Origin of the sequence: Rubrivirga sp. (assembly GCF_049648075.1) — a bacterium.
GTDB lineage: Bacteria > Bacteroidota > Rhodothermia > Rhodothermales > Rubricoccaceae > Rubrivirga.
The window spans coordinates 1-15,384 of record NZ_JBARYR010000420.1 but is presented as its reverse complement, the minus strand read 5'-3'; the positions used below and the strand labels follow the sequence as shown (position 1 = coordinate 15,384).

Below are 15,384 nucleotides of genomic sequence, written 5' to 3'. Positions count from 1 at the left end.
CCGGAGACGAAAGCGTTAGAGACCGTCGAGATCAAGGCCAAGCAGACCGAGATGCACGTCCTCGAGGTCGCGCTCGCCTGGGTCCCGTTCCAGCGCGACGCCGACGGCCGGCTGACGCGGGCGTAGCCGTCCTCGAGGACGAACCCTCGAGGACGAACCCTCGTAGTCCGCCCCGTCCCCTCCCCGACCTCGATGACGTTCCTCCTCCGCTGGGCCGCCAGCGCCGCCGCCCTCCTCCTCGTCGCCTACCTTTACCCCGCTGTCCAGGTCGAGAGCGTCGGCGCCGCGTTCGTCGCCGCGCTCGCCATCGGCCTGATCAACGCGACCATCGGCGCCGTCGTCAAGCTGTTCACCACGCCGATCCGCTGGCTCACCCTCGGTCTGTTCACGCTCGCCATCAACGCGTTCCTGTTCTGGCTCGCGACACGGTTCGTGGACGGCTTTTCGGTCGAGGGGCCGGTCGCGGCGCTCATCGGGGCCATCGGCTACGGGCTGCTCGCGAGCGTCATCGGGTCGATTCTCGGCGCGAACAAGAAGAAGGACTGAGCGACCTCGAGGACGCCTACCAACGCCGGCGGAGCGCGGCGTGCGTCCCGTCGCGGAGCCGCCGGACCAGGTCGTCGGCGCGGCTCTCCTGCGTGTCGGCCCGCTTGGCGCTCGTGACCGTGTAGGCGTAGGCGCGGCGCGTCCCGGGCGTGAGCGTGTCCCAGACCTCGAGGGCGTCGGGCGCCGCCTGGAGCGCGGCCTCCAAGACGTCGCCCAAGTCCACGTGGTCCGGGTCGGGATCGGGGCGGAGGGCGACCTCGACGAGCGCTCCGGCCTCGAGGTCGAGCGTCCGCATCCGGTCGCGGCTGAGCGCGATGAACGAGAACCCGTCGTGGGAGCGGTGGAGCGCCAGCCGGAACGGGTGCCCGTCGAGCGTGCCGATGATGCGCTTGACCCTGGCCTCGCGCAGCGGGTCGCCGATCTCGTTGGGCAACGGGAGCTTGTGGGGCGTCATGCCGCCCTTCGTCAGCAGGACGGGCGCGATAAACTCGTGGTCGAAAGGCACGGGGTACAGAGTACGGAAGGTGGAGACTCGTCGTCGAGGGCGCAAGCGGGAAAGCACCTCGAGGACGGATCCGACGTGGCGAAACGGTAGAGCCGGCTTGTCTCCTATGGGTCTCCACCCTCGGTGCCGTCGTCCCCGAGCACGCGAGGATCCAACGTGGCGACCTCGAGGTCGCGAATCCACGTTGAGGACCCGGGTGGCACCGCTTGGGTTGGCCGCGCTCTCGCTTCGCGGTTCCGCCTCCGGGGAAATGACTCGTGGGTGGGCGTTGCTCGCCGACGGGTTCAGACACGGAGCGACCTCGAGGACGAGTCGCCATTTTGCCATCGAGGCCGGAGCGGCGCTCCCGAGCGGTCTACTGCGCGAGCGCGACGGCGGCCCGGCGGCCCCATTCGTCGTAGATCTTGGGACCGGGGTGGAACCCGTCCGACGCCATCACCTCTGCCATCGGGACGTCGTGGAGCGGGTCGCCCGGAACCGTCTCGAAGTCGATGTAGACGATGTCGGACTCGGTATCGGCCCACGCCTTGAGTGCGGCATCGTACCTCCGCGCCGTCCGTCCGAGGTACCACTGGAGCGGGTTGGGGATCGCCGGAAACTCCCCGATCGGGGGCAGACCGGACACGATCACACGCTGCACCGAAAACCGCTCACGCAGCTCCTCCACCAGCTCCCGGTACGACGCGAGCCACTTGTCGAGCGGGCGCCCAGCCGTGATGTCGTTGATGCCGAGCGCGACCAGAGCGTCGTCGAACGGCTCCGGCTCTTGCTTGCGGAGGTGCTGGAGCGTCCGTGGGATCGTGGACCCGTGCCGCGCTTCGAGCCGGAAGGTGACCCGACGGTCCTCTGCGAGCCGAGCGACCGTCTGGCCGAGCAACGCCTCGTCTTGCGTCCCCACACCGACGCCCGCCCCTGACGAGTCCCCGACGACCAGGAGACGGAGTTCGGGACCCGTCCCAACCTCTCCGCGCCGGTCGCCGCTGGGCTCTGGCATCCGAGGAATACGCTGGTACAGCCGCTTCCCTTGGACCGCCAACACGGGACCGAGCAGGATGCGGAGGGCGTCAGGCATGTCGGTCGTGGTCGCGAAGGGGCTAGCTTGGTGTACGAGTGAACCATTTTAGTTCACGAGTGAACCTGGAACAAGTCGAGCTATGAATCTGACATCGCGATCCTTTTCCGCTCCCGGTTTCGCAGACTGGCTCGAGGTCGTCAAGACGTACTCCGCGTGCGAGCGCGTGCTGACGTCCCGGACGTCCTCGATCGGACTCTCCCTCGCCCAACACGACGTGCTCGCAGCGCTGGAGTCGTCAGGCGCCCTCCGCTCGGTCGACCTGGCCCAGCGGCTGTTCGTGACCAAGAGCAACGTGACGGCGCTGCTCGGTCGGATGCAGCGGGACGGCCTCGTCTCGATCACGCCCGACCTCGAGGACGGCCGCGCCAAGCGCGTCTCGGCGACGAAGAAGGGACGGGGGCTCGTCGTGCGGACACTCGAGGCGCAGCAAGAAGTCGTCGCGGGGATGGTCGCACAGCTCACGACGGACGAGCGCCAAGCGCTCGGGGACATGATGCGGCGCGTCCGCGGCCACCTCGAGACGGTCGCGGCGAGCGACGCGCCCTAGGCGTCTCCCACACGAATCGTCGCCCTCGAAGACGCGCGTTACAAGCCCCGGGCTCGGTCGGCCTCCAGGCGCTCTCTCAGCGTCTCGAACGTGTCGCCGCCGTAGCGCTCCAGGAGGGCGACCGCAACCTCCCAGGCGACCGTCGCCTCCGCGACCGTGCTGGCCGCTGGAACGCTCGTCACGTCGCTGCGCTCGTAGCGCGTCGGTTGCGCCTCGCCCGACTCGAGGTCGGCCGTGGCGAGCGGCTTGATGAGCGTCGGGATCGGCTTCATCGTGCCGCGGACGACGAGTGGTTGCCCGTTCGAGATTCCGCCCTCGACGCCGCCGGCGTGGTTCGAGGTGCGGCCCCAGCGGGCAACTCCTTCCGAGTCGTCGCGCGTGATCGGGTCGTGGACCTGGGAGCCGGGCGTACGTCCTGCGAGCCAGCCATCGCCGACCTCGACGGACTTTTGGGCCTGGATCGACAGGATGGCCTGGGCGAGCCGCCCGTCCAAACGTCGGTCGCCTTGCGCGTAGCTGCCCAACCCGACCGGGACGCCCGTCGCGACGACTTCGTAGACGCCGCCTAGGGTGTCGCCGGCCTTCTTGGTCGCCTTGATGTGCTCGACGGTCGCGTCCGAAAGCTCGTCGCCCAACATCCGCACCTGCGACTTGTCGGCGGCCTCATAGAGCGCCCGCGCGCCCCCCTCGGCCAACAGCGCGTCACGCGCCTCGATCCACTCGCTCGGGTCATCGAGGCCGACCTCGCCCAGCCGCACGACGTGGCTCCCGACCTCGATGCCCAACGCCCGCAGCATCTGCCGAGCCACGGAGCAGCACGCCACCCGCATCGCCGTCTCGCGCGCCGACGACCGGTCGATCACGGCCCGAACGTCCGGTCCGTGGGGTGGTCGGTCGAACCCGTACTTCTGCGCGCCGACGAGGTCCGCGTGGCCCGGACGCGGAAGCGTGATCTTTTCAATCCCCTCGCCGTCGCCGGTCACGGCCATCTTCTCCGGCCAGCCGGTCCGGTCCTTCTCGTAGGCCGCGTTGGGCAGCAACAGCGCGATCGGGCTCCCCATCGTATGCGAGAACCGGATCCCACCCAACACGCTCACGCGGTCCTTCTCGAACTTGGCTCGTCCTCCGCGCCCGTAGCCGAGCCAGCGCCGCGACAGGTGCTCGTCGAGGTCGGACGGCGTGACGGGGACCCCGGCGGGCATCCCCTCGACGATCCCGACGAGGGCTTCGCCGTGAGACTCGCCGGCGGTGAGGTAGCGGAGCATGGTTGATTAATGATGGATGATGGACGATTGGTGCGATCGTTACTCCTGCGGCCTCGAGGCCGTGTGGCGCGCTGCGGCAAAGATCGCAACCAACTCGCCCGCTTCGTTGAGGAGATCACGCGTGCGGTCGGCGTCGACGAGGTCCGCCTCGATCAGGAGCTCGAGCCAGAACTCTGTCTCGTCCGCTTCCTCGAGGACGATGCTCATCTTCGACGCGAACTCCCGTCGGCTTCGCGCCCGACATGCCGCTCGGTAGTTGGCTGCGACGGAAGTCGCCGAGCGAAGGAGCTGCCGCTTGATAATCCGGGTCTCCTCGCTCTTGGGCAGCGACCGGCAAAAGCGGATCACCCTCAGCGCGAACGCCTTCGTCCGCGCCTTCATGGCTTCGGCTCGTTCTGCGCCGGTCCGGTTCATCAATCGTCAATCAGATATCGTCATTCAACAAATGGCGACGCCAGGTCGTAGAACGCCGTTCGACCGTCCGGGCGGCGCACGCGGACCAGCGCTGGGCGGTCGCGGCGGGCTTGTCGCTCGAGGGCGGCCTGCGCCTCTTCCGCCGTCGTGACGGGGCGGTTCTCGACCTCGACGACGACCGTGCCTCGAGGCAGCCCGTCGAGCTCGGCCGCGCTCCCCGGCTCGATCGACTCGATATACGCGCCGCTCTCAAACTGGCGCCGCTCCGTCCGCGTCAGGTCGCGGAACCGGACGCCCCAGTCGGGAGCTTCCGACCGAGCGATCTCCTCTGTCGGGCCGACCTCGACGGGGCCTTGCGGCAGCTCCGTCGCGGTCGGCGTGCTGGCGAACCAGTCCTCGAGGGACGGATCATTGGGGTCCGAGAGCCGGGCTTGGAGCGCTCGCTGCTCGCCGTCACGCCATACCGTGAGCGCAACGTCGTCTCCGGGGTGGGCTTGGGCAAGTCGGCTCTGGAACTGGTTGGGCTCGTTGACCAAACGCCCGCCGACCTCGAGGAGGATGTCACCTTGCCGGACGCCAGCGCGGTCTGCGGGCCCGTTCGAAATCACCCGGTTAACGAGCACGCCGCGAACACCCGACATGCCGGACTCGCGAGCGTCGGCGCGGGTCATTGGGAACACCTCGACGCCGAGGTAGCCGCGCCGGACCTCGCCGAACCGAATCAAGTCCTCGATGACGACGCGGGCCAGGTTCATCGGGATCGCGAAGCCGTAGCCCGCCGAGACGCCGTTTTCCGACGCAATGGCCGTCACGACTCCGACGACCTCGCCGCGCAGGTTGACGAGCGCTCCACCCGACGAGCCAGGGTTGATCGCGGCGTCGGTCTGGATGAAGTCCTCGATGGCGAACTCGTCTGAGATCGCCCCGACGCCGCCGCGCCCCAGCGCTGACACGATGCCCGACGTGACCGTGTTGGTCAGCCGGAACGGGCTCCCGATCGTCAGCACGAATTCCCCGACCTCGAGGGCGTCCGAGTCGCCGAGCGACGCGACCGGGAGGGGCTCGTCGTCCCCGACACCGACCTCGAGCATGCGCAAGACGGCCGTGTCCGTCGTCGGGTCACGGCCGACGACCTCCGCGCGGAACTCGCGCTTGTCGGATGGTAGATACACCAGCGCCTCGTTCGACCGCGCGACGACGTGGGCGTTCGTCACGACGTAGCCGGCCGGCGAGATGATGACGCCACTGCCTGCTTCCGTTGCTCCACGGCCAAACCCCGCTCCCAACTCGACCTCGACGTAGACGACCGCCGGCTCGACCTCACGCGCGACCGAGACCGACTGCCGGCTGATGTCCACGAGGTCCGGGACCTCCGTCGACGACGCCGGCGGCGGCCCGTCGGCACCGATCTGGACGGTCTCGACCGATGCCGACGTCGCGGGAGCCGGCCCGACCGACCTCTCGACCGATTCCTGCACCCCCGACGACTGCACGTAGCGCACCGTCGGCAGCCCGATAAGGACGCCGACCGCGAGAGCGGCCATGCCGAACAGGATGCGGCGGAGAGTCACGGACGGGGGCGGGTGAGCGGCTCGTCGGGTCCGACCACGCGAAATGCGCGTCCCGACGACCGCTAACGAACATACGTTTGGGGCTCCCCATTTGATGCCCACCGCCCTGCCGACGCCCTCTCTTCACGGACGCCACGCCACGTTCACGCTGTTGGGCGACGTGACGGGATCGTCCCGAGCGCTCCGCCAGATCCGCGCGCTCCGCGATCTCGGCCTCGAGGTCGACGTCGTGCAAGTCGACCCACCCCGCGCTCCGGCCGCCCTCGAGGGCGGCTCGCTCGACGGCCTCGAGGCCGTCGGCCTGACGGCTCTCGAGGTCACGGGCCAGGGGCCGCTCCTGTTCGCCAAGGCGCACCGAGCGATGACACAGGCCCTCGCGTCCTCGAGGTCGGACCTCTACCTCGCGAGCGACCTGTACACGCTGCCGGCGGCGTCCTCGAGGGCGAGAGCGAGCGGTGCGGCGCTCGTGTACGACTCCCGAGAGCTGTACACCGCCCTCGACTCGTCGGCCGGCAAGCCGTGGGTCAGCGCCGTGTGGCGCGCCGTCGAGTCGAGGACGATCCGCCACGCCGACGCGGTCCTGACGGTCGGAGACGCCATCGCAGATCGCCTCGAGGGTGCGTACGGCATCGATCGGCCGACGGTGCTGTACAACGCGCCGGACGCCGGAGGCGAGACGGACCGCGACGCGCTCGCCCGTCACCTCGGTCTGCCTGACGACGGCCGGATGGTCGTCCTCTACCAGGGCCTCTTTCGCTCCGGCCGAGGCATCCCGTCCCTGCTCGAGGCCACGCGCCGCGTCCAAGACATGCGGCTGGTCTTGATCGGAGAGGGCGTCCTCGAGGACGAGATCGGTCGCGCCGATCTTGGGGACCGGCTGGTGGTCTCCCCGTTCATCCCGCCGGACCGGCTCGCTACGCTGACGCCGGGCGCGGACCTGGGCGCGTGCCTGATCGAGCCGTTGACCGAGAGCCTGCGTCTGAGCTTGCCGAACAAGCTGTTCGAGTACCTTGCCGCCGGCGTGCCCATCCTGGCAAGCCCGCTTCCCGAAATCGAGGCCGTCGTCGGTCAAGGCGTGGGCGTTCTGGCCGATCCTTCCGATCCGACCGCCGTCGCCGCCGCGCTCCGCCGGGCACTCGACGCCGAGACGCGGGTACGATGGCGCGAGAAGACCGCGTCCGTCCTCGACCCGTACACATGGACGCGCGGACGCGCCACGTTCCAGGCCCTCGTCGCCTCTCTGCTCTCATGACTCGACTGCTCCTCTCCCTCGCCCTGCTCCTGGTCGCCCTGCCGGCCTCGGCCCAACGGACCGCCTCTGAGGTCCCCGATGACGCGCCGGAGTGGCTCCCGATGGGGACCGCGATCTCGAACACGCAGGACGATGGCAAGCTGCTCCTGGTCTACGGCTACGCGTCGTGGTGCGGGTTCTGCATCCGGTTCGACGACGAGGTGTTCACCGACGACGCCGTCCAGGAGTACCTCGCGGAGCACTTCGCTGTGACACGGCTCAACATCGAGGACACCACGCAGGTCGCGTTCCATGACGCCAACGTGACGGGCGCCGAGTTGGGACGGGCGATGGCCATCTCGGGCACGCCAACGAACGTCTTCGTCGACGCCGACGGTGGGCTGATCACCAAATTCCCGGGCTACACCGACCCCGAGACGTTCCTCTACGCGCTCCAGTACGTCCGCGAGGAGGTCTACGAGACGACGCCGTTCGACGCGTACCTCACGGCCCGGCAAACCGGCCTCGACTTGCAACCGGAAGTGGACGACCTGATCGCACCGAGGCAGTAGCAGGCCCCGCGCGCAACGCCCTCGAGGCCGACTCTCTCCCGCCGACACGTTGCGCGTCTCGTACCACGACGACTACGTGGTCCCGCTGCCCGAACGCCACGCGTTCCCAATGCGGAAGTTCTCGGCCCTGCGCGAGATCCTGATCTCCGAAGGCGTCGTCCTCGAGGACGAGATCGTGGCGCCCCGCGAAGTGGACTGGGCCGACTTGCTCCTGGTCCACACCCAGAGCTACCTCGACGCGCTCGCGACCGGGTCGATAACGCGGCAGGAGGAGCGGCGCATGGGGCTGCCGTGGAGCCCGGCGCTCGTCCGCCGCAGCCGGCTCGCCGTCCAGGGGACGATCAACGCGTGCATGATGGCTCTCGAGGACGGCGTCGCGGGAAACCTGGCCGGTGGGACGCACCACGCGATGCCGGGCCACGCCGAGGGGTTCTGCGTGCTCAACGACGTCGCCGTCGCGCTCCGCGTCTTGCAGCGCGCCGGGTGGATCCGACGGGCGCTCGTCCTCGACCTCGACGTGCACCAGGGCAACGGCACCGCCCACGTATTCGGCGGCGACCGAGCCTGGCCACGAGGCGGCGTCTACACGGTCTCGGTCCACGGCGCCAACAACTTCCCCTTCCGCAAGCCGCCCTCGACGCTCGACGTCGGCCTCCCCGACGGAACAGGGGACGACGCCTACCTCGAGGTCGCCGCCGACGCCGTACCCCACGTCCTCGAGGACGCCGACCCGGACGTGGTGGTGTACCTCGGCGGCGTGGACGTCGTCGAGGCCGACCGGTTTGGGCGGTTGTCGTTGTCGCGCTCCGGCTTGGAGGCCCGCGACCGTCTCGTGTGCGAGACCATCCGTGACGCGGGCATCCCGCTGTGCCTGCTGCTCTCCGGCGGTTACGCGGCTCGCCGGCAAGCTGGACAGGCGCCCGAGACGCTGGCGCGAGCGACCGCCGACCTGCACGCGACGATGTACCGACAGGCAGCCTCGGTCTATCGCCAGTCGTAACAGCGAGGTCAATCGCCCATTACGACCTCCAGGCCGAACCGACCGCAGCCGTCGGCCTCGCGGTCCAGGTCTCCGGGCGCAACGTGACGGTCAACTACGAGTCCTCCGCCCTCGAGACCCGGCCGGCCGGCGCAGTCAACGCCGTCTTGCCTCTCGCGCTGCCCCTGCTGGACGGCCTCGAGGCGAAGGGCGCCCGCGCTTACGGTCACGGCGAGGACAGCCCGGTCGGAGCCGTTCTAGGACTCGGCCTCGAGGTCGGACGCCGCCTCGAGGGTGGCGGCATCGGTTTCTTCGAGGTACTCGGCCCCGCGGCCTTTGATGCGCTCGTCCCAGTACTGCATCCAGTCCGGCCCGTCGGTCGCCAGGCGATTCCAGTCGAGGTCCATCGGTTGGTACACGCCTCCCGCCATCCAGTCGGGGAGAAAGCTCTGCTCGACGTCCGTCCGCGCAGGGATCCGGTGGAACTCCTTGGCCTGCTCGATGAGAGCATCCTGCGTCGTCACGAACTCGATGAACTCTTTCGCCAGGTCGGACTGAGGCGCGCCTTCTGGAATCCCGATGGCGTCGACCAAGACGGGTGTCCCGGAGTCGGGCGCGCGGAACCCAAACGGGTAGGTCTGAGCCTGGAGGAACGTGTCCGGGAGGTTCCAAAGCGTGATGTCGGCCTCGTCACGAGCGATCTGGAGGTAGAGTTGGGTCGGGTTCGCCGCGTACCCCTTGGTGTTCATGTCGAGACGCGCGAGCCAGCGGTAGCCGTCCTCGACGGTCGGCTGGCGCAGGATGAGCGCGCCCCAGATCGTGCGCATCGTGCCGGACTCGAGCGGCGAGCGGATCAGGATCCGGTCGGCCCACTCCGGCTCCAAGAGTTGGTCCCAGTCCGTCGGAGGGTCAGCGACGGCTTCGGTATTGAACAGCATGCCCTCCGGCGTCAGATACGTCCCCCACCAGCGACCCTGGGCGTCGCGCGCGGTCTCGGGCACGGCGTCGGCCCACGACGGCTCGAAGGGTTGGAGCAACCCCTCTTCGGCGGCCTGCATGAACAGCGTCTGCGGCGCGCCCCACCACACCGACGCCTGCGTGTTCGCGCGCTCGCCTGAGATCCGGTCGTAGACCTCCTGGCTCCCCAGGTCGATCCACTGAACGTCGACGTCGGGCCGCTCGGCCTCGAAGGCCGCCTCGTACGTCCTGAGCATCTCCTTGCCGTGGGGCGAGTAGATCAGGAGCGGCGTCCGGTCATCGCCCTCACAGGCAGCGAGGGTGACGGCGAGCAGCAGGATCAGGTAGCGCATGAGCGGTCGTGGGGACCGCGCGCCTATCCATCGAGGACGAACCGCGTTCCCCGTCCTCGAGGTCGACCCAGCCAGGTCGCCCCGCTCTACGCCCGTCCGGGTGGGACCGGAAACTGCTGCCGGTGGGCGAGTTGCGCCCGTAGATCATCTTCGCGACGGGCCTCGGCGTCCGCGGCCTCGACGAGGGCGTCCTGCACCAGGTCCCGGAGCCACTCGCGGTTCTCGCGCAGGACTTCGGTGAGAGCTTCTTTGAGGGCGACGCGGGCGGCGTCGGGAGTAGCAGAATCAGTCATTCGGTCGTGGGCGACGCTGCAAGCTAGAGGATCAAGACCGGCCGCGCGGTACAGGACCACGTGCCCCCGCCCTCGAGGACGGGAGCACCACGGCCGTGCGACCTCGAGGACGCCTACGAGTTGAGTTCGGCGTCGGGGACGGCCTCGGCCCCCTCCTCGCCCTCGACGAACTGCTTGTAGTGCTCCCAGCGCTCCAAGATGATCGAGACGTAGTGGACGGGCTCCAGGCCACGCGCGTAGCCGTGTCGCACCTCGGGCCGGTTGTACGTCGCCGGCTCCGACTTCTTGAGGAGCCAGAACGCGACGTCCTCCCAGATGGTCGGGTCGCCGCCCTCGGCCTCGGTCAGACGCTGGGCGTCCATGACGTGGCCGGCGCCGGCGTTGTAGCTGGCCAGGATAAACTTGATGCGCTCGTCGGGGTCCGAAATCTTCTCGGCCCAGTAGTTGTCCTCGAGCCACTTGAGGTAGCGGACGGCGGCCTCGATGTTGGACTCGGGGTCGTACGGATCGGCCAAGCCCAGGTCGCCGGCCGTCGCAGGCATGATCTGGAGCAACCCTTGGGCGCCGGCCCAGGACCGCGCGTTGGGCTCGAACCGGCTCTCCTGGTACATCTGGCTCCCCAGGAGCCGCCAGTCCCACCCGATCCCAGGCGCGTACTCCTTCAGGAAGTCGTCGTAGCCGGAGAGGTTGGCGGTCTCGCCCGTCAGGAAGCCGGTCTCAATCCGCTCGCGGAAGCCCTGGCGATCCACGTAGTACTTGCGGTAGAGCTGGTTCCAGCGCCGCGTGTCGCGGTTCTCGATGATCCACCCGTCGAGGGCCTGCTCCAAGGCAGGCGCGTTCGTGCGGACCGCCCACGCGACACCGTGCGGCGCTCCGACCGTCGGCTCGACGACCAAGTTCTCGTAGTACCCCGCCTCCAGCTGGGCCACGTTCTCGGCCGCCATCGTGAGCCCGATGTTACCGACGGCCACGTTGCGGATCAGCGCCTCGCTCGTGGTGTCGACCTCGACGACCGCGATGTCGCCCGTGATTCGGTCCTCGAGCTCCACCAAGCGGTTGACGTATGGGCTGTCCTCGGGCAAGAAGATTTCCTCACCGGCGAGGTCCGCTGGCCGTTGGACGAGACGGGCCTGGATCGTGAGCGGGTCCATCGCCACATCGCCGGTGTCCTCCATCTGGTCGAGGCGCTCGGCGATAGCTTCAGGGACCTCGGGAGCCTCGACCTCCGTCGTGTCGATGTCAGCCTGACGTTGGACGACGGCCGGCGTGGTCTCGTAGAGAGGACGGGTAAACACGAAGTTGGACGTGTCCTCCTGAGTTGGCTGGAGACGGGCCGCCGCGATGTCGCCGACGCCGGTGTTTAGGTAGTAGAGGATCGAGTCGCGCGGGACGAGCTTGATCTGGAAGACGACGTCTTGGTCCTCGGCAAAGTCCTGGAGCAGCTCGTACTCGAAGCCGAACGGCAGGCCTCTGTACAGGAAGTAGCTGGTCGAGGTGTAGGACGTGAGCGCGACCAACGTGTCGCGTTCCAAGATGTCACCCAGGTCGCGTTCGATCGGGTCCGGGAGTACGACAGCGACCTTATCGGGAGCCGAGGCCGTACCGACGGCAGCAGCGACGAGCCCTCCAACGAGGAGAACAGCAACGACAGCGAAAGACTTCTTAAACATGGAGGCAAGAACGGAGAGGGGCGATCCTCCTACGGTTCTCCACCAAAACGGGTCCGGCGATCCGCCCTCGAGGGCAGGGGCTAGCGCTCGGCCAGAACCTCGACAAGCGCCCGGATCATGCGCGCTTGCTCCGCGCGATGCCCGTGCTGGGCCTCCACGTTGACGTACGGCCGTTCGTTCTGGGCGGCCCACACCGAGAGCGACCCGTCGTCGGTCGCGGCGGCGTTGTCTTGCAGGACCGCGTTGAATCCACGTCCGACGAGCGCGTCGTAGAGCTCGCGGTCGGTGACGAAGAAGAAGTCGTCGCTGTCCGAGCCGTCCTCGATGGAGACGGCCGCCGCGTCGCTGGCGTACTCGGCACCGGCGAGGTAGGACGCCGCCGAGTAGCGCTCGTCCGTGTTGTTGTGCAACGTCACGACCACCGCCGCGTCCTCGAGGCCGGTCTGGGTCAGGACGTGGTCCGCGAGCGCCGTCACCGGCTCGATGCCTCGGTCCGCGCCCGGCCCATCGGTCAGGGCGTCGAGGGTCCGTTGGCGTCCGGCGTCGGTAAAGATGCGGTTCGGGTCCGCCCCGACGGCCATGCCACCAGCATCGAATTGGATGTTGCGGTCGCCGGTGTGCTGGAGCTCGACCACGACGCCGCCGGTCTCGGCCGCGACCTCGAGGGCGGCGTCCACGGACGTGCTCTCGTTGTCGTGCAGGTTGACGGCCCAGAACGCGTCCGACGTCCCGTCGGCTCCGACCACGCGATGCGTCACGACTGCGACCTCAAGGTCGCCTACGGTAACGATGGCGGTGTCCTGACGAACGCCGGCAGGCAAAGCGGGTCGCTCAGACCGTAGCGGGCCGAGATCTGGGCACCGCCGGCCCGACCCGCCCCCATCGTCGCACCCAGTGTCCGCCCTCGAGGGCGCAGTCTGCGACGTGATGGCCGAGTCGGCACGGCGCGACCGGTCGGCGTCGACCTCGAGGTCGGGTTTGCCGGGCTGGGCGCACGCGGCGGTCGTCAGGACGAGGAGGCCGAGGAGGAGTCGCATGGAGGCGGAACGGTGCAGGCCAACGGTTCGCGCGCCGACCTCGAGGACGCCACCCGAAGGGACGTCCTCGAGGTCGCGGCAGGGCTACAGGACGAGCTCGAGGGCGAGCGGGAGCAAATAGAACAGGCCCAGGATGTAGGCGATTGCGTAGAGCCGGTTCTTGAACGCGAGCTCGCCGACGAACTCGGCCATCCGAATCGGGATCTGGCGGAGCGGCTTGAGCGGGTAGATCATCGCGATCCCGAACACGTTGAAGAACAGGTGGCAGAACGCGATGGTCAAACCGGCCACGGCGGCCGGCTCGCCGCCGGCGATCGCGACGAGCGCCGCCAGCATGGCCGTCGCCGTCGTGCCGACGTTGGCGCCCAGCATGTAGGGGAAGACGCGCGGAACGCTCAGGATGCCCGCGCCGATCAGCGGGATCACGAGCGATGTCGAGACCGACGAGGACTGGACCAGGAACGTCAGCACCAGACCGAAGGCCATCGCCTTGAGCGGGTTGCCAAACACGTACTTGTCCAGGACGCCCTCCATCCGGCCCAACACGAACCCCTTCAAGATCACGACCAGGTAGCGCAGCGCCAGGAACAGGAGCGCGAGCCCGACGACGGCCATCAGCCACGGGATCTCACCAAGGACACTCGCGATCAATCCCGCGACCCACTCGAACGGTGTCTCTCCCAAGCCGCCCGACTCCACACCAGGGACTGCGTTCGAAAGCGCCGTCGCCGGCCGCGAGATGATGCCGAAGAAGAGCTCGAGCGGTAGCAGGACGAGCACACTGAGCCAGTTAAAAAAGTCGTGGACAGTCGCACCGGCCATCGCCCGCCGGAACTCGTCGGGCCGGGTGATGTGGCCCATCGACACGATCGTGTTCGTCACCGTCGTGCCGATGTTGGCGCCCATGATGACCGGGACCGCGTTCGTCAGCGGCAGCGTTCCGGTCGCGACGAGCGTGACCACGAGCGACGTCGTCGTCGAGGACGACTGGACCAGGCTCGTGACCAGGATGCCGGTGATGAGCGCCAGGAGCGGGCTGTCGGTCGCGCTTTCTAGGAACCCCGCGAGGTCGAAGGTCCCCTGCCCGAGCGCCTTGATCCCGTCGCCCATCAGCTCGAGGGCTACGACGAACAGCCCGAGCGTGGCCAGGAGCGCCAGGAGCCGAACCCACGTCGGCTGCCGGCTCGGCGTCAACGGGTCCCCGTCGAGGTCGTCGTCGTCGATCGGCGGCAGGCCGGTCTTGGCGTCGAGGTGATCGTCGTGGGGGTCGGGCGCCGCGATGGCGTCGTCAGTTGTCGGCATTCGGGGGGTGAGGGCGGCCCTAGCTCGGGGAGTTGCGGACCTGGTCGAAGGGGAGCGCGACGGCCGAGATGATGTTCGAGAGGTGCGACGAGGTCCGGCCGATCATGCGCGAGCTGACGGATAGCACGACGGCCTCGTTCGAGGTCACGTCGTCGGCCGAGGCCAGGTCCTTGAGGAAGTCGGCGACGTCCGCCTTGGTCTGGCTGTGCTCTTGCATGATGGCCCGGCCCACGCCGGCGTCGCCGACGATGAACGAGCGGCGTACGCGCGGGAACGTGGCCAGGACGCGGTCGCGGATGGGCCGGAGCGCGTCGACGTGGCGGCCCATCCGGGGGCCGACGGCGAGGTCGGAGGCCTTGGCGATGCTCTTGGCCAGGTCGCCGCAGCGCTCGGCGTCTTGGACGATCGAGACCAAGAGCAGGCTGAACGAGGTCTCGACCTTGGGGTCGGAGACCATGTGCTCGAGGACGGACCGGCGGACGGTCATCTCGCCCTTGTTGATCTGCTCGTCGAGCTCGGCCAGGTCGATGTGAAGCCCCTCGTTGTCGAGCAGGCAGTTTGTAGCGGCCGCGAACATCATGTCCGCCGTGTCCAGCATCTCACCGAGCTCGTTGATGGCTCGGTCGACGAGGGGCGGCCTTGAACCCGTCAGGAAGTTGAAGAAGTTCATGGGACTCGTCGTGGGGAGTGGACTCGGGGTACGGAGTCTGCCTGAGGAGGGTCCTCTGGCTGCCTCTCACCTCGGATGCACAGCGTCGAATCAAACGGCCAAGATGCCTCCTCGGCATTACGGAGGTGTTACCAGCCGCGCCGACCTCGAGGCCGGCTACAGCGACGCCGAGACCTGGACGCGGACGGTTTGGATCGCACGACCGACGGCGGGAGCGCGCCCGTCGTACACCAGCGAACCACGCACGCGGTCGGTGAGCCCGACCTCGAGGTCGACGCCCCACAGCGCCGAGGTGCCGGGGCCTCGGCCGTCGGTCAACTCGAACAAGGCCAAGCCGCCCGTCCCGTCGCCGCGGAGGTCGATCGAGGACGCCTCCAAGCGGGCCGCGGCGGTAAAC

General features: G+C 68.6%; 18 protein-coding genes. 5 read left to right on the top strand and 13 right to left on the bottom strand.

Features of this window, described 5'->3' with window-relative positions; all coding sequences use genetic code 11:
• Positions 1 to 192 precede the first annotated feature (192 nt).
• The gene (locus tag WBA11_RS12070; protein ID WP_424520932.1) at positions 193 to 546 is read left to right on the top strand and encodes a phage holin family protein; all 354 of its coding nucleotides are present in this window, start codon (positions 193 to 195) and stop codon (positions 544 to 546) included.
• A 16-nt stretch (positions 547 to 562) separates the two neighbouring features.
• On the opposite strand, the gene WBA11_RS12065 is transcribed toward WBA11_RS12070, so the two are convergent.
• Positions 563 to 1,051 (bottom strand): YdeI/OmpD-associated family protein, encoded by a 489-nt coding sequence (locus WBA11_RS12065; protein WP_424520931.1) that lies wholly within the window; start codon positions 1,049 to 1,051, stop codon positions 563 to 565.
• A gap of 355 nt (positions 1,052 to 1,406) precedes the next feature.
• Complete coding sequence (locus WBA11_RS12060; protein WP_424520930.1) at positions 1,407 to 2,123, bottom strand: SGNH/GDSL hydrolase family protein; 717 nt, start codon at positions 2,121 to 2,123, stop codon at positions 1,407 to 1,409.
• An 82-nt stretch (positions 2,124 to 2,205) separates the two neighbouring features.
• Here WBA11_RS12060 and WBA11_RS12055 point away from each other — a divergent pair, with 82 nt between their 5' ends.
• Positions 2,206 to 2,673, top strand: a complete 468-nt coding sequence (locus WBA11_RS12055) for a MarR family winged helix-turn-helix transcriptional regulator (protein WP_424520929.1) — start codon at positions 2,206 to 2,208, stop codon at positions 2,671 to 2,673.
• Between the two features lie 38 nt (positions 2,674 to 2,711).
• Here WBA11_RS12055 and aroC read toward each other — a convergent pair whose 3' ends face one another.
• Genes aroC through WBA11_RS12040 form a run of 3 tightly spaced genes read right to left on the bottom strand, consistent with a single transcriptional unit; the run spans position 2,712 to position 5,923 of the window.
• Complete coding sequence (aroC, locus tag WBA11_RS12050) at positions 2,712 to 3,938, bottom strand: chorismate synthase (protein ID WP_424520928.1); 1,227 nt, start codon at positions 3,936 to 3,938, stop codon at positions 2,712 to 2,714.
• Between the two features lie 39 nt (positions 3,939 to 3,977).
• Complete coding sequence (locus WBA11_RS12045) at positions 3,978 to 4,352, bottom strand: four helix bundle protein (protein ID WP_424520927.1); 375 nt, start codon at positions 4,350 to 4,352, stop codon at positions 3,978 to 3,980.
• A gap of 20 nt (positions 4,353 to 4,372) precedes the next feature.
• Positions 4,373 to 5,923, bottom strand: coding sequence for a trypsin-like peptidase domain-containing protein (locus tag WBA11_RS12040; RefSeq protein WP_424520926.1), 1,551 nt, complete (start codon positions 5,921 to 5,923; stop codon positions 4,373 to 4,375).
• Positions 5,924 to 6,017: 94 nt separating this feature from the next.
• On the opposite strand from WBA11_RS12040, the gene WBA11_RS12035 reads away from it, so the two are divergent.
• Genes WBA11_RS12035 through WBA11_RS12025 form a run of 3 tightly spaced genes read left to right on the top strand, consistent with a single transcriptional unit; the run spans position 6,018 to position 8,726 of the window.
• Complete coding sequence (locus WBA11_RS12035; protein WP_424520925.1) at positions 6,018 to 7,175, top strand: glycosyltransferase; 1,158 nt, start codon at positions 6,018 to 6,020, stop codon at positions 7,173 to 7,175.
• Complete coding sequence (locus tag WBA11_RS12030) at positions 7,172 to 7,726, top strand: thioredoxin family protein (protein ID WP_424520924.1); 555 nt, start codon at positions 7,172 to 7,174, stop codon at positions 7,724 to 7,726. Before WBA11_RS12035 ends, WBA11_RS12030 begins: the two co-directional genes overlap by 4 nt.
• Positions 7,727 to 7,775: 49 nt before the next feature.
• The gene (locus tag WBA11_RS12025; protein WP_424520923.1) at positions 7,776 to 8,726 is read left to right on the top strand and encodes a histone deacetylase family protein; all 951 of its coding nucleotides are present in this window, start codon (positions 7,776 to 7,778) and stop codon (positions 8,724 to 8,726) included.
• Positions 8,727 to 8,734: 8 nt separating this feature from the next.
• Here the strand turns inward: WBA11_RS12025 and WBA11_RS12020 are convergent, their stop codons facing one another.
• From WBA11_RS12020 to WBA11_RS11985, 8 genes are all read right to left on the bottom strand, one after another.
• Positions 8,735 to 8,935 (bottom strand): hypothetical protein, encoded by a 201-nt coding sequence (locus WBA11_RS12020; protein WP_424520922.1) that lies wholly within the window; start codon positions 8,933 to 8,935, stop codon positions 8,735 to 8,737.
• A gap of 27 nt (positions 8,936 to 8,962) precedes the next feature.
• Entirely contained in the window at positions 8,963 to 10,015 is a 1,053-nt protein-coding gene (locus WBA11_RS12015) for an extracellular solute-binding protein (RefSeq protein ID WP_424520921.1), read from the bottom strand.
• 86 nt (positions 10,016 to 10,101) lie between these two features.
• Positions 10,102 to 10,308 carry a hypothetical protein gene (locus WBA11_RS12010; RefSeq protein ID WP_424520920.1) on the bottom strand — a complete coding sequence of 69 codons (207 nt, stop codon included), beginning with the start codon at positions 10,306 to 10,308 and terminating at the stop codon, positions 10,102 to 10,104.
• Between the two features lie 113 nt (positions 10,309 to 10,421).
• Complete coding sequence (locus WBA11_RS12005) at positions 10,422 to 11,978, bottom strand: transglycosylase SLT domain-containing protein (protein WP_424520919.1); 1,557 nt, start codon at positions 11,976 to 11,978, stop codon at positions 10,422 to 10,424.
• Positions 11,979 to 12,058: 80 nt separating this feature from the next.
• Entirely contained in the window at positions 12,059 to 13,015 is a 957-nt protein-coding gene (locus tag WBA11_RS12000) for a hypothetical protein (protein WP_424520918.1), read from the bottom strand.
• A gap of 84 nt (positions 13,016 to 13,099) precedes the next feature.
• A complete protein-coding gene (locus WBA11_RS11995) occupies positions 13,100 to 14,317 on the bottom strand; it encodes a Na/Pi symporter (protein ID WP_424520917.1) in 1,218 nt (405 codons plus the stop codon).
• A 19-nt stretch (positions 14,318 to 14,336) separates the two neighbouring features.
• Positions 14,337 to 14,987 (bottom strand): PhoU domain-containing protein, encoded by a 651-nt coding sequence (locus tag WBA11_RS11990; RefSeq protein WP_424520916.1) that lies wholly within the window; start codon positions 14,985 to 14,987, stop codon positions 14,337 to 14,339.
• 156 nt (positions 14,988 to 15,143) lie between these two features.
• Positions 15,144 to 15,384, bottom strand: a 241-nt coding sequence (locus WBA11_RS11985; RefSeq protein WP_424520915.1) for a hypothetical protein, incomplete at its 5' end; no start/stop codon positions are given.